This is a genomic window from Flavobacterium calami (assembly GCF_038290035.1).
Classification (GTDB): Bacteria; Bacteroidota; Bacteroidia; order Flavobacteriales; family Flavobacteriaceae; genus Flavobacterium; species Flavobacterium calami.
The window spans coordinates 167927-182177 of sequence record NZ_JBBYHS010000007.1 but is presented as its reverse complement, the minus strand read 5'-3'; the positions used below and the strand labels follow the sequence as shown (position 1 = coordinate 182177).

11 protein-coding genes are annotated in these 14251 nt (G+C 33.2%); 2 read left to right on the top strand and 9 right to left on the bottom strand.

Annotation, left to right across the window (positions count from 1 at the left end; all coding sequences use genetic code 11):
- Positions 1-48: 48 nt before the first annotated feature.
- Positions 49-1089, bottom strand: a complete 1041-nt coding sequence (locus AAEO57_RS08145; RefSeq protein ID WP_341691430.1) for an agmatine deiminase family protein — start codon at positions 1087-1089, stop codon at positions 49-51.
- 503 nt (positions 1090-1592) lie between these two features.
- On the opposite strand from AAEO57_RS08145, the gene AAEO57_RS08140 reads away from it, so the two are divergent.
- Positions 1593-2858 carry an OmpA family protein gene (locus AAEO57_RS08140; protein WP_341691428.1) on the top strand — a complete coding sequence of 422 codons (1266 nt, stop codon included), beginning with the start codon at positions 1593-1595 and terminating at the stop codon, positions 2856-2858.
- Positions 2859-2935: 77 nt separating this feature from the next.
- On the opposite strand, the gene AAEO57_RS08135 is transcribed toward AAEO57_RS08140, so the two are convergent.
- The 4 genes from AAEO57_RS08135 to AAEO57_RS08120 form a co-directional block, all read right to left on the bottom strand.
- Positions 2936-3823: a carbon-nitrogen hydrolase gene (locus tag AAEO57_RS08135; protein WP_341691426.1), complete on the bottom strand. Its 888-nt coding sequence runs from the start codon at positions 3821-3823 to the stop codon at positions 2936-2938.
- Positions 3824-3979: 156 nt separating this feature from the next.
- On the bottom strand, positions 3980-5041 hold the full coding sequence (locus tag AAEO57_RS08130; protein ID WP_341691424.1) for a DUF4097 family beta strand repeat-containing protein: 1062 nt from the start codon (positions 5039-5041) through the stop codon (positions 3980-3982).
- The gene (locus AAEO57_RS08125; protein ID WP_341691421.1) at positions 5025-5561 is read right to left on the bottom strand and encodes an anti-sigma factor; all 537 of its coding nucleotides are present in this window, start codon (positions 5559-5561) and stop codon (positions 5025-5027) included. Before AAEO57_RS08125 ends, AAEO57_RS08130 begins: the two co-directional genes overlap by 17 nt.
- A complete protein-coding gene (locus AAEO57_RS08120) occupies positions 5558-6115 on the bottom strand; it encodes an RNA polymerase sigma factor (protein ID WP_341691419.1) in 558 nt (185 codons plus the stop codon). The genes AAEO57_RS08125 and AAEO57_RS08120 overlap by 4 nt, the downstream gene beginning before the upstream one ends.
- 287 nt (positions 6116-6402) lie before the next feature.
- On the opposite strand from AAEO57_RS08120, the gene lon reads away from it, so the two are divergent.
- Positions 6403-8856: an endopeptidase La gene (lon, locus tag AAEO57_RS08115; protein WP_341691417.1), complete on the top strand. Its 2454-nt coding sequence runs from the start codon at positions 6403-6405 to the stop codon at positions 8854-8856.
- A gap of 94 nt (positions 8857-8950) precedes the next feature.
- On the opposite strand, the gene recQ is transcribed toward lon, so the two are convergent.
- The 4 genes from recQ to AAEO57_RS08095 form a co-directional block, all read right to left on the bottom strand.
- A complete protein-coding gene (gene recQ / locus AAEO57_RS08110; protein ID WP_341691415.1) occupies positions 8951-11068 on the bottom strand; it encodes a DNA helicase RecQ in 2118 nt (705 codons plus the stop codon).
- 138 nt (positions 11069-11206) lie between these two features.
- The gene (locus AAEO57_RS08105) at positions 11207-11614 is read right to left on the bottom strand and encodes a DNA primase (protein ID WP_341691413.1); all 408 of its coding nucleotides are present in this window, start codon (positions 11612-11614) and stop codon (positions 11207-11209) included.
- A gap of 7 nt (positions 11615-11621) precedes the next feature.
- A complete protein-coding gene (locus AAEO57_RS08100; protein WP_341691411.1) occupies positions 11622-12590 on the bottom strand; it encodes a deoxyhypusine synthase family protein in 969 nt (322 codons plus the stop codon).
- Between the two features lie 106 nt (positions 12591-12696).
- On the bottom strand, positions 12697-14100 hold the full coding sequence (locus tag AAEO57_RS08095; RefSeq protein WP_341691409.1) for a type III PLP-dependent enzyme domain-containing protein: 1404 nt from the start codon (positions 14098-14100) through the stop codon (positions 12697-12699).
- Positions 14101-14251 lie beyond the last annotated feature (151 nt).

Sequence of the window (14251 nt, the reverse complement as noted above, 5' to 3'; positions counted from 1 at the left end):
AATAATTTTGTAAAGTTATGAAACCCTTTAATCGGTGGACAATATTTTTTATGCAGGAATCTGCTGGCTCAAACAATGTAAAGTTCCAAACCCCCAAATAAAATCAATACAGCTTATACCAATTACTTCTCTGTCCGGGAAGCATTCTGCTAAAATATTCAAAGCGACACGATCGTTGCTGTCATTGAATGTAGGTACTAAAACACAATTATTAAGGATTAGGAAATTGGCATAACTTGCAGGTAAACGTAAATCTTCAAAATCAACACGTTTTGGCATTGGCAGGGCCACAATTGTAGGTGATTTTCCATCTTCTAATTTAGCGTTTTGAAGACGTTTTAAATTGTCCTGCAATGGTTTGTAATTTGAATCGTTTTTATTGGTTTCAACTATAGTTACAATAGTATCTTCATTTACAAATCGGCACAAATCATCAATGTGTCCATGAGTGTCGTCTCCTTCAATTCCGTCCCCGAGCCAGATAACATTAGTAACTCCAAGGTATTCTTTAAAAACGGCTTCATAATCTTCTTTGGTAAAACCGTGATTCCTAACCTGAATTGTAGGGTGCATCAGACATTCTTCAGAAGTCAGCAATGTTCCTTTTCCGTTAACATCAATTGCGCCGCCTTCTACTATAACTGGTTTTCCTTTGTACATAACCTGTGTCAAAGGGACATCTATATGATCAGCTATTTTGCCAGGTACAAATTTATCCAGTTGATAATTTTTATATTTTGCCCAGCCGTTAAAATTAAAGTTTAATGCTTCTCTTTTCGATCCGTTTTTTACAATAATTGGTCCAGAATCTCTCATCCAGCTTCTATTGGTTTTATGAACGATAAAGGAAATGTTTTTAATGTTTACACGAGCTCTTTCAAGCATATCGGTAACTTTTTCTTTTAATTTTTCATCAGCTATAACCAAAAAAACAGTTTCAAAAGTGGCCACCTTTTTTATGAATTCAACAAAAGCCCATTGGACAGCTTCATATTTTCCAGGCCAGTCGTTTCCGTTATGAGGAAAACATAACACGATTCCTTGTTGTTTTTCCCACTCAGCGGGGAATCTTCTATTATTTGGTGTCATAAAAGTATCTAAAATTTTAAAGTCACAAAGATAATCATTCGTTTAGGATTAAAAAAAAAGAAAAGAAAGTTGCTTTAAATTCTGAAAATAATTTAAAAAAAAGTATCTTAGTGCCAATAAAGTTGTAAATAATTATCTCATTAGTCTTTTTTACTAAGATTTCATTTGGTTAAAGATGATTTTTTTACAAAAAATAGTATTCGCAAAAAAAAATATTAATTTTATTTTTTAGAAAATAAATATTGTTATAGTTTTTCAATTAATTATTCCTTTTTATTATAAGATTTAGCAAGTAATTTAAAAATATATCGCCCCAAGTTGTTTTAATAGAAAAGTCTTAAAATTCATTTTATTCTTAAATAATACCCATTTTATGGGAATTATATAAAATAATATAAAATGAATAGAAAGCTTTTACTAAATCATTAACATAAGTTTGTTATGAGTTTTTTTACACTCATAATTTTTTAAACCAAAATGTAAATTTAAAACACTTAGATATCATGAAAAAAAAATTAGCTTCCTTAACATTTTTATTGTTGTCATTTGCAGTAAATGCGCAAAATGCAACAGTAGTTTCTACTGAACCTTCTATAGATAATTCTGCTTATAACAAATGGTCTATCGAATTAAATGGTGGTTTTAACACACCTATGAGAAACTTTACATCAGGTTATTCAACAGAATCTTTCAATCCTTTTCATGCTGATTTGGGGGCAAGATATATGTTTAACCCTAAGTTTGGATTAAAACTTGATTTTGGATATGATCAGTTCACTGAACGTGATAATACTCCAGAGTTTGAAAGCAGGATAATAAGAACCAGTCTTCAGGGTGTAATTAATTTAGGCAGGGCTTTGAATTTTGAAACTTGGACAAATACTTTTGGTATATTGGTTCATGGAGGTGCCGGTGCTTCACAATTAAGTAGTAAAAATGGCTTAGATGGTGAAGATTATATTCTTCATGGAATATTGGGGATTACAGGCCAGGTAAGATTAGGAAACAGAGTAGCATTAACTGCAGATGTGTCAGGAATTGTTAATACTCTGCAAAACTTCAACTTTGATGGTATGGGGTTTGCTCCTGAGGGTCGTCCTCTAGACGGTTTTCTTGTAAACACTTCGATTGGACTTACTTTTTATCTGGGTAAAAATAAAACACATGCTGATTGGGTTGGAGAAGAAGACAGATATGATGACTTAGAACGAAGACTAGGATTAGTAGAAACGGGTCTTTTAGATTCAGATAAAGATGGTGTGGCTGATTTGTATGATTTGGAACCAAATTCTATTGCTGGTGTAGCGGTAAATACAAAAGGACAATCAATTGATAATAACCAAAATGGAGTACCTGATGAATTAGAAAGTTACTTAGAAAAAACATACGGTCAAAAAAGTGGTGCAATTGATACTAATACTACTGTAGAACAATTGATTAACGATGGTTATGTAAATGTATATTTTGATTTTAACTCTTCAAAACCAACAAATGCTTCTTTGTCAGGTATTGACTTTTTGGTAAAATATTTGAAAAATAATCCAAATAAAACTGCAGATGTAGTTGGATATGCTGATGAAATTGGAAGTTCATCCTACAATGTTGACTTGTCAAGAAAAAGAGCTGAAGCTGTGAAAAATATCGCTGTAAATGCAGGAATTGATGCTTCAAGACTTAATGTGATTGCTAACGGTGAAGACACTACTGTAAATAAAGACTCAAAAGAGGCGCGTCAAATCGTAAGAAGAGTTGCTTTCAAGGTCAACTAAAAAGATAAAAAATACTAAAAAAGGCTGTTTCAGATATCTGAAACAGCCTTTTTGTTTTATAAGAAATTCAATTAAATCTAATCAATTGCTCTTTTTGTAATATCTCCAAAAGCATCAATTCTTCTGTCTCTGAAAAATGGCCAGTTCTGACGTACATTCTCCTGTAAATCCAGATCAACTTCTGCAATTAAAATTTCTTCCTGATCGTGTGAAGCCTGAGCTAAAATTTCACCCTGAGGTCCAGCAATAAATGATGCTCCCCAAAACTGAATTCCTTCAGTTCCTTCAATATATTTTTCTAAACCAATTCGGTTTGCTGCTGCTACGAACACCCCGTTTGCAACAGCGTGTCCTTTCATTACGTTCATCCATGCCCCATATTGATTTTCACCGTATTGTTCTTTTTCTTTTGGATGCCATCCAATCGCTGTAGGGTAGAATAATACTTCGGCACCTTTTAAGGCTGTAATACGGGCTGCTTCCGGATACCATTGATCCCAACAGATAAGTGTACCTATAGTGCCTTTTTTGGTTTCGATTGCCTGAAAACCTAGATCGCCCGGGGTAAAATAGAATTTTTCATAAAAATGCGGATCATCAGGAATGTGCATTTTACGGTATAAACCGGCTTCAGTTCCATCAGTATCAATAATGTAGGCGCTATTGTGATAAATACCGGCCATTCTTTTTTCGAAGAAAGGAACAATAATCACTACTCCTAATTCTTTTGCCAGTTCGCTAAAAGCTATGAATGAAGTGCTGTAAAGTGGTTCTGCCAGTGCAAAATTTTCTACATCTTCGCTTTGGCAAAAATAATGGCTGCTATATAATTCTGGCAAAAGAATAACTTCTGCACCTTTAGCAGCGGCATCTTTTACCCAACTGATGCATTTTTTAAGATTATTTTCGGCAACGTCATTTAGGTTTAACTGAATAACGGCTATTTTATATTTTCTTTTCGGCATGACATAAAATTTAGAGTGCAAAAATAGTAATTTTTAAAGGAATGGCAAAAGCTGAACCAGTTCATGCAAACTAAAATTTTATATGGCATTCTGTCAAAAAAAAACACCTGTATTTATTTACCAGTGTTTTAATGATTGAAAACTGTTCTAAAAATATTATTGTTTTTTGATTAAGCTTACATTTCCGTAATTAGAATTGACAGTGACTTTATTTTGGCCTTTTCTTTTGTTATAACCACTAATTTTTTTTGAAGTGGATTTATTTTCGGTTAATGAAATATCTAAAGAATTGTCTTTTTTGATATTTCCGTATTTGGTATTTATATTAAAATCAAATGTATAATTGGTGTCATACCCCAGATGAACATCAGAATAACCGGTATTAATATTTACATTATTAGCTTTTTCTGTAATAATTCCAACATTTATCTTGCTATAATTAGCATCAATATTGATGTTGTCTGAAATTTCGGCTACATTGATTGTGAGGTAATTACCAGATCCTGAGAGAGAATTTATTTTTTGAAATTTAAAATTTCCGTAATTACAGTCGTATTTAACGGTTTGACCATCAGAAATAACTAAATCTGTGTAATTTGTATCTAAAGTTAAATTTCCCGAATCAGTTATTTTTAAACCTGAATAATGCGCCTGAATGATTCCGTTTTTAATATAATCAATAGCTGAATTTTGGCAATATTCAATTTGAATACGATTGCTTGGTCCGTTTAGTTTTCCCAGTGTAATTTTTCCGTATTTGCAGGAAATATCTGTTGTAGATTCTAAAGCAAGAGTGCTAATGTTACCATATTTATTATTGAGTTTTACTGTTCCGCTTTTAGGAATTTTAATTACATAATTAATTTCGAAGCTGTTACTACTTCCTTTTCCTTTTAAAGATGAACTTCCAATTTTAGTAATCGCTGTAACCATCGATTTAAGGGCTGTGATATCAACATCAATGCTGTTTAGTTTTTCGTTTACCCAATTTTCATTTGCTCCGGTAACTTTTATAGTAATGTCGAGGTCGATTTTGTCTTCATCCCATGTCGATACGGTTATGTTTCCGTATTTGTTGTCTATATCTATTCCTGCATTCGAATTAACGATATAGGTTTTCTTGATGCTTTTTTGTTTTGAAATGAAAGTGTCATCATTTGAAAATCCTAAAAAAGGAATTAAAATAAATAAAATGAGTATGTTATAAGGTTTCTTCATGTGTGGTATTTTTTAAGTTTTCATTTTCTTCAATACGCTGCAAAACCGTTTGTAAAAAAGATATTCGTGTCTGCAGATTGCTAATCATTGCATAAATAATTTGTTTGTTTTCACCGTTTTTCTGAACTTCTTTTATAATTTTTTCATAATCGGCATCAAAAACTTTCATTTGTTTCAAGGCGTCGTTTATAATTTGCTCATTCTCCGGAGAACTTTTCTCTTTCAATTTAACTAGTTCATTTTCAATTAAAATGCTGAAAATAGAATCTGTTTGTTTGGTTTCTTTGGATGCAAATTTAAATTCCTTAGGTTTTTCGTTGTTATTGTAAAAAACGGATACACCTAATAATAGGACTATTGAAGCCGCAATTGCCCAAACAGCATAATTTTTTTTCTTAGGCTGTTTTTTGTTTAGTTTGTTTAAAAAATTTAATTGATGGTCTGTATTTATTTCTTCAATATCCCATTGATTCTCAAATTTTTTAAATAACTCGTCTAAGTTGTCATTTTCCTTTTTCATATATCTTCTTCTAATTTTTTTCGCAAACTTTCTTTAGCCCTGCTCAATGTAGTTCTGCAATTGGCATAACTGATATTTAAGATTTCGCTAATTTCTTCCTGATCATAACCTTCAATATAAAAGAGAGTCAACACCATACGGTAACTATCTTTTAAAACCGATATAGCATCCAAAACCTGTCTTACTTTGAGTGAATTCAAATCGATGCTTTCAGAAAACAAAGTATCATTTTCTTCCATTTTGTAAAGTGTTTTGTTCAGATCCTCCATCTGAAAAGCATTGTTTTTTTTATAAAAATCGATGCTGTAATTCACAATGATTTTTTTGAGCCAGGCTCCAAATGCAACTTCCTGTTTGTAATCGTTAATTTTTGTAAAAGCTCTCAGGAAGCCTTCCTGCATGACGTCTTGTGCAAAATGTTCGTCTTTTACAATTCTGAAAGCTACATTATACATAGCCTTGCAGTAACGATTGTAAATTTCAAATTGTGCTTTTTGATTATTCTCTTTACAAAGTGTGATTAATTCTTCGATATTTTGACTGGTTATATTCAATTAATGATTGCTGGTTTCTTATAATGACTTTGCTTTTTTTGGTTTGTTACAGTTTTTGTAAAATTAAATGTGTTTTTTTTTAGAAATCACCGTAATTCTTATGTAGGATCATTGTTGAAATTAAATTTCAAATTAATTGTCTTTGTTTTTGGCACAATGATTGTCTATTTTTATGACCTGATTTTCAAAGGCAATTTTTAGCATATTTTTGTTTAAAATACGGCTTTCTTAGCTTGTGTTTGAGATTAGAACAAATCATTTAATGACAAAACGACTTATATATTATTATGTCAAATCATAAAATACTTACTATTGACAATCTGTCACTTCAGGAATTGGATTCAGAAGCAGAATTAATTCCATTATTAACTCCGGAAGATGAGGAGGAAATGAACAATGAAGAACTTCCTGTTTCGCTTCCAATTTTGCCTTTACGAAATACGGTTCTGTTTCCAGGTGTTGTTATTCCGATTTCGGCAGGGAGAGATAAATCGATAAGACTGATTAACGATGCGAATGCCGGAGGAAAAATTATCGGGGTAGTTTCTCAAATTAATGAAGAAGACGAAGATCCTTCAAAAGATGATATCCATAAAATTGGTACTGTTGCCAGAATTCTACGCGTTTTAAAAATGCCTGACGGAAATGTAACCGTTATTCTACAAGGAAAAAAACGTTTTGAAATTGATGAAGTTGTTTCTGAAGAACCTTATCTGACAGCTACAATTAAAGAAGTTTCAGAAGAACGCCCAACAGAAGATGATACTGAATTTACAGCGATTCTCGACTCTGTAAAGGAATTGGCAATTCAGATTATTAAGGAAAGCCCAAATATTCCTTCTGAAGCTACATTTGCGATTAAAAATATTGAAAGCCAATCGTTTCTAATCAATTTTGTTTCTTCAAATATGAATTTATCCGTAAAAGAAAAACAAGGTCTTTTATCGATAAATGGATTGAAAGAACGTGCTTTAGAAACATTGCGTTATATGAATATTGAGCTTCAGAAATTAGAACTGAAGAATGATATCCAGTCGAAAGTTCGTTTTGATTTAGATCAGCAGCAACGTGAGTATTTTCTGCACCAGCAAATGAAAACCATTCAGGAAGAACTGGGAGGTGTTTCGCAGGAGGAAGAAATGGACGAAATGGGGCAGAAGGCGAAAACCAAAAAATGGGACGAAAAAACGCAGAAACATTTCGAAAAAGAATTGTCAAAAATGCGTCGTATGAACCCGCAGTCTCCTGACTTTGGAATTCAGCGAAACTATTTAGAATTGTTTTTAGAATTGCCTTGGGGCGAATATTCTAAAGACAAATTTGATTTAAAATTCGCTCAGAAAGTATTAGATAAAGATCATTTCGGACTTGATGAAGTGAAGAAAAGAATGATTGAACATTTAGCAGTTTTAAAATTGCGAAATGATATGAAATCACCAATTATATGTTTAACAGGCCCTCCGGGTGTCGGTAAAACATCTATCGGACGCTCTGTAGCAGAAGCTCTTGGACGTGAATACGTTCGTATTTCATTAGGTGGTTTACGGGACGAAGCAGAGATTCGCGGACACAGAAAAACCTATATTGGTGCAATGCCGGGAAGAATCATTCAAAGTTTGAAAAAAGCAGGAACATCAAATCCGGTTTTTATTCTGGATGAAATCGATAAATTATCAAACGGAAACAGCGGTGATCCATCTTCAGCTTTATTAGAAGTTTTAGATCCGGAACAAAACAATGCTTTTTATGATAATTTTCTTGAAATGGGGTATGACTTGTCTAAAGTAATGTTTATTGCCACTTCAAATAACATGGCAGCCATTCAGCCAGCATTGCGTGACAGAATGGAAGTAATCAAAATGTCAGGTTATACTATTGAAGAAAAAGTAGAAATTGCTAAAAGACATCTTTTTCCAAAACAATTAGAAGCTCACGGATTAACGGCTAAAGATTTGACAATTGGTAAAAAACAATTAGAAAAAATTGTAGAAGGATATACACGTGAATCAGGAGTTCGTAATCTGGAAACTAAAATTGCTCAGGTAATTCGTAACGCTGCAAAAGCAGTTGCGATGGAAGAGGAATACAACAAGAAAGTTACTGACGAGGATATTGTAAAAGTTTTAGGTGTTCCTAGATTAGAACGTGATAAATATGAAAATAATGATGTTGCCGGAGTAGTTACAGGTCTTGCCTGGACAAGTGTCGGTGGAGATATTTTGTTTATAGAATCGTTAATTTCTGAAGGTAAAGGAGCTTTGAGCATTACAGGAAATCTTGGTACTGTAATGAAGGAATCGGCTACAATTGCTTTAGAATATATTAAAGCAAATGCTAAAAAACTTGGGCTTGATTCAACCTTATTTCAAAAATATAATATTCACCTTCATGTTCCTGAAGGCGCTACACCAAAAGATGGTCCAAGTGCAGGTATTGCAATGCTGACTTCTCTTGTTTCTTTGTTAACGCAAAAGAGAGTGAAGAAAAGTCTCGCTATGACTGGCGAAATTACACTTCGTGGAAAAGTTTTGCCGGTTGGTGGAATTAAAGAGAAAATTTTAGCGGCAAAAAGAGCAGGTATTAAAGAAATTATCTTGTGCCATGAAAACAAATCTGATATTGATGAAATTAAAGCAGAATATTTAGAAGGTCTGAGTTTTCATTATGTGAAAGAAATGAGTGAAGTTTTAGCACTTGCTTTGACAGATCAGAATGTGAAGAATGCTAAAACTTTGAAGTAAACTTCAAAGCTTAAATTTTAAAATATAAAAACCAAATTCAAAACTGAAACAATCAGTTTGGAATTTGGTTTTTTTTATTGTTTGTTTTTTAACTTTATTGTTTGTTTTTTTCCAGGATAGCAAGACCAAATCTAATTTTTTCGTAACCCATTTTTTCTTCAAAATGTTCAAAATAAGGTTTTAAGGCGTTTGGATTTTCAAGTTCAATTTTGGCTTTTTGTAATTGTTCAACTTCATTGTCAGAAATAAATTGGCTTGTGTCAATATCAATTCCATCCAGATATAATTTTGCCAAATGTGAAATTATAGTTGAAATCCCTAAGTTTCTTGTCTCGGCAATTTCTTCAACACTTGCTCCGTTTTGAAATAATTCTAAGGTTGTTTTATAAGTACTACTTTCCTTTTTAGACTTTGTATTTGTTTTTTTGTTCTTTTGAAAGTCTATAATGGCATTAATAAATTCAGAACCATATTTTTCAAGTTTTGCTTTTCCAACTCCGTCAATAGCAAGAAATTCTTCGTCGCTCATTGGACGCAGGGTTTCCATTTGTCTCAATGCTGCATCACTAAAAATTACATAAGCAGGAACTTCATCTTTTTGGGCTATTTCGTAACGCAATTTTCTAAGCGTTTCAAAAAGAGAATCTGCTGCGGTTTTGACCTTGCTTTTGGCTTCTTTTATTTCTTTTTTATCAATTACTTTCTTAACAACCGTTGTCAGTTTTACTTTTTCACCTTCAAACAAAACTTTTCTGGCAAAAGGCGTCAGTAAAATTCTGTTATGCTGATGAAAGGCGATTTCGCAATAACCTAAGTTTATTAACTGAATCAAATATTGGTTCCAGTCGTACCAGGAAATGTCAGCGCCAATTCCGTAGGTTTTTAATTCCTGATAGTTTTTTTCGTAGATGTACGCATTTTTTGAACCTCTTAAAAAATCAACAATTACAGCCAAAGGTTCAGACTCCTGAAGTCTTGTTATGGCTGACAATGCTTTCTGTGCTAAAATGGTGCCGTCAAAAAATGTTGGCGGATTTTTGCAAATATCACAATTACCGCAATTTTCGGTAACCAGTTCGCCAAAGTAAGATAGGAGTATTTTTCTTCTGCAGCTCAAAGCATCGGCATACTGCTTCATTCTGTCTAATTTTGCCAGCTGTACATCAGAATTCAAACCTTCTGAGGCAAATTTCTGAAGCTGGATTACATCAGCATAACTTTCAAATAAAATAGTTTCTGCAGGTAATCCATCACGACCCGCTCGACCAATTTCCTGATAATAGCCTTCAATGTTTTTTGGTAAGTTATAATGAATTACCCAACGAACATTTGATTTATCAATCCCCATTCCGAAAGCAATAGTAGCACAAACTACCTGACAATCATCATTTATAAATTCATCCTGGGTTTTGGCCCGAATAATATTGTCCAGTCCGGCGTGATATGCTTTTGCAGTAATACCGTTCTTTTGAAGTTTTTCAGCAAGTTCTTCTGTGGTTTTTCTGCTTAGACAATAAATAATACCCGATTCGTTTGGTTTGTTTTCTACAAAATCAATAATTTGTTTCACACGATCAAGTGCGGGACGGACTTCCAGACTTAAATTTTTCCTGTCGAACGAAGCTATAAAAGTTTTGGAGTTTTTTAAGTTTAATTGTTTTGTGATATCAGTACGGGTTGCTTTATCTGCCGTAGCGGTCAAAGCAAGGATTGGAGTAGAAGGGAAGCGGTTTTTTAAATACCCCAAATTGGTATAAGCCGGACGGAAGTCATGTCCCCAGGACGAAATACAATGTGCTTCATCAATGGCAATCAGACTGATCGTTAATTCGTTAAATACAACATCAAGATAAGACAAGCTTTCAGGGGCGATGTAAACCAGTTTGAAAGTATTCGATTTTAAATTATCTATATAAAATTGCTGTTCTTCACTGGATTGGCTGCTATTGATGTAACAGGCAGAAATTCCATTCGTTTTTAAACTGTCCACCTGATCCTTCATCAGGGCGATTAAAGGAGAAATAACAATTGTAATTCCGGGTAAAATTAAAGCGGGTAATTGAAAACATATTGATTTCCCTCCTCCGGTAGGCATAATTGCAAGTGTGTCCTGACCTGAAAGTATTGCATTTATTATATTTTCCTGATTCGGTCTGAATTTTTCAAAACCAAAATTTTCCTTTAGTCTGGCATGGAGTATTTCTGAATTCATTGGCTGATATTTTTCTCAAAGATAAAATAAAAATAATATTTTTCTTATAAATTAATTATTCAGATATATAATTAGTTATAAAGTAATAAAAAAAGGAACCCGTAAGGAGTTCCTTTAATTTATTTTGAAATCAATGAATTAATCTTCATCATCTTCATCATCATCCTCGTCTGAAACATCATCTTTATCTTCGTCGTCATCATCGTCATCGTCTCCACCGTCTGTATCAGGTTTGTCCTGATTATCATCATCGTCATCATCGCTATCGTCTTCAAGGTCAATCCCTTTAACAGGTTCGATTGTGTCAACATCAAGATCGATGTCGTCGTCTTCATCATAATTCTCGATCCTGTCTGCAAGCTTAGTACTAATTTTTACTAAATAAATAGTGTCTTCAGTACGAACTTCAACAGCTTCAACTAATTCGTTTTTAGCATTTCTAAAACGGATAACATCCGAATCATCATAACCGTCAGGAAATTTTTCTACCAAAAGGTTTAAAATTTCGTTCGTAAGTTTGGCGTAGTCTACTATAACTCTTTTCATAAATATCCTATAAATCTAATAAATAAGCAAAAATTAACGGAGCAACAATTGTAGCATCCGACTCAATAATAAATTTAGGGGTGTTGATGTCTAATTTACCCCATGTGATTTTCTCGTTAGGAACTGCTCCTGAATATGACCCATAACTGGTTGTTGAATCAGAAATCTGGCAGAAATAACTCCAAAACGGAACATCATGCATTTCCATATCCTGATATAACATTGGTACTACACAAATAGGGAAGTCTCCTGCTATACCACCACCGATCTGGAAGAAACCAATTCCGTTTTCGCTGTTTTTTGTATACCAGTCAGCAAGGAATGTCATGTATTCAATACCGGATTTCATAGTAGAAGCTTTCAAATCTCCTTTAATTACGTATGAAGCAAAAATATTCCCCATAGTACTGTCTTCCCATCCCGGAACAATAATAGGTAAATTTTTCTCGGCTGCTGCATACATCCAGCTGTCTTTCAGGTCGATTTCGTAATATTCTTCCAAAACACCTGATAATAGCATTTTATACATGAATTCATGTGGAAAATAGCGTTCTCCTTTATCATCTGCATCTTTCCAGATTTTGTAAATGTGTTTTTGCAGACGACGGAAAGCTTCATGTTCAGGGATACAAGTGTCTGTAACACGGTTTAATCCTCTCTCAAGCAAAGCCCATTCATCTTCTGGTGTCAAATCACGATAATTAGGCACTCTTTCATAGTGAGAGTGTGCCACCAGGTTCATAATGTCTTCTTCTAAGTTAGCTCCGGTACATGAAATAATCTGAACTTTGTCCTGTCTGATTATTTCGGCAAAAATTTTACCTATTTCTGCTGTACTCATTGCGCCAGCCATACTTACCAACATTTTAGCTCCATTAGCCAATTGCTGTTCGTATGCTTTTGCAGCATCAACCAGTGCGGCAGAGTTAAAGTGCAAATAATGTTTTTGAATAAACTGACTGATTGGTCCTTTCATTTTTTTTGTTTTTTGTTTTTTTTTTTTGAATTAAAAGTTTAACCTTTTGGGGATACTGCAAATTAATAATTTTATAGTTATTAACTTTTTAATTTGCCGATTTTTTTTATGATTTTTTAGTGTAGCCTAAAATTTTTAAAACGTCATCAGAAGTCTGTTGTTCTGAGAAAACCTCAGTTGCCAGAATACCGTTTTCGTCACGATCGATCAGAATATGTTTAGGCTGTGGAATCAGACAGTGGTGTAAACCTCCGTATCCTCCAATCGTTTCCTGATACGCCCCGGTATTAAAGAAACCGATATACAAGGGTTTTTCTTTGTTGTATTTAGGCAGATAAATAGCGTTCATATTTTGTTCAGAGTTGTAATAGTCGTCACTATCACATGTCAAGCCTCCTAACAAAACCCGTTCGTAAGTATCATTCCAACGGTTTACCGCCAGCATAATAAAACGTTTATTTATAGCCCAGGTATCAGGCAAAGTAGTAATGAAAGACGAGTCAATCATATTCCATTTTTCCCTGTCATTTTGTTGTTTTTGATATAAAATCTGATAAATAGCACCACCGCTTTCACCTACTGTGAATGATCCAAATTCAGTAAAAATATTAGGAACATCAACTTCTGCTTCGTCACAGGCAATTTTAATCTGATTGATGATTTCGTCAATCATATATTGGTAATCGTATTCGAATGCAAGTGAGTTTTTAATAGGGAAACCACCTCCAATGTTTAATCCATCAAGAGTAGGGCATTCTCTTTTAAGTGCAATATATACTTTGATACATTTTACCAGTTCGTTCCAATAGTAGGCTGTATCGTTGATTCCGGTGTTAATGAAAAAGTGAAGCATTTTAAGCTCTAATTTATCATTTTCCTGAATTTGTTTTTTATAAAAAGAAACGATGTTTTTATATCCGATACCTAATCTTGAAGTATAAAACTCAAATTTTGGTTCTTCCTCAGCAGCAATACGAATTCCGATTTTGAATTTTCCTTTTATTTCGCCCTGAAGCAAATCAAGTTCTTCGTAGTTGTCAATAATTGGAATAGTGTTTTTATGACCATTATTGATTAATCGTGCAATATTGGTAATATATTCGTCTCTTTTGAAACCGTTACAGATTACATAAGTACTTTTGTTAATTTTACCGTTTTCAAGTAAATTTTCTACGATATTAATATCAAAAGCTGAAGATGTTTCTACGTGAATGTTGTTTTTGAAAGCCTCATTCATAATGTATTCAAAATGAGAACTTTTTGTGCAATAACAGTAGTAGTATTTTGCTTCGTATTTGTTTTTTTCCATCGATTTTCTGAACCAGGCTTTTGCCTTGTTGATGTTTTCAGAAATCTGAGGTAAATAGGTGAATTTTAATGGAGTACCATATTGTTCAACCAATTTCATCAAATCGATATTATGAAACAATAAGTTGTCTTTGTTCAGTTTGAACTCTTCCTGAGGGAAATAATAAGTTTGGTTGATTAAGTCAGAATATTTTGTATTCATTTAGTTCAATATTTTAGGATTTATTTAAAATTTAGTAAACGTTTCTAAATTTTAAATTCAAACTCTGATATTGGCGAATACAATTTCCAATTTTTCGTGCTCTGCCTTTGAGCATAAAAAAACGTCCAGACAAAAGGGACTTTTACTATTG

Coding starts and splice junctions, on each gene's coding strand:
- AAEO57_RS08145 (WP_341691430.1), bottom strand. CDS start 1,089: ATGACACCAAATAATAGAAGATTCCCCGCTGAGTGGGAAAAACAACAA.
- AAEO57_RS08140 (WP_341691428.1), top strand. CDS start 1,593: ATGAAAAAAAAATTAGCTTCCTTAACATTTTTATTGTTGTCATTTGCA.
- AAEO57_RS08135 (WP_341691426.1), bottom strand. CDS start 3,823: ATGCCGAAAAGAAAATATAAAATAGCCGTTATTCAGTTAAACCTAAAT.
- AAEO57_RS08130 (WP_341691424.1), bottom strand. CDS start 5,041: ATGAAGAAACCTTATAACATACTCATTTTATTTATTTTAATTCCTTTT.
- AAEO57_RS08125 (WP_341691421.1), bottom strand. CDS start 5,561: ATGAAAAAGGAAAATGACAACTTAGACGAGTTATTTAAAAAATTTGAG.
- lon (WP_341691417.1), top strand. CDS start 6,403: ATGTCAAATCATAAAATACTTACTATTGACAATCTGTCACTTCAGGAA.
- recQ (WP_341691415.1), bottom strand. CDS start 11,068: ATGAATTCAGAAATACTCCATGCCAGACTAAAGGAAAATTTTGGTTTT.
- AAEO57_RS08105 (WP_341691413.1), bottom strand. CDS start 11,614: ATGAAAAGAGTTATAGTAGACTACGCCAAACTTACGAACGAAATTTTA.
- AAEO57_RS08100 (WP_341691411.1), bottom strand. CDS start 12,590: ATGAAAGGACCAATCAGTCAGTTTATTCAAAAACATTATTTGCACTTT.
- AAEO57_RS08095 (WP_341691409.1), bottom strand. CDS start 14,100: ATGAATACAAAATATTCTGACTTAATCAACCAAACTTATTATTTCCCT.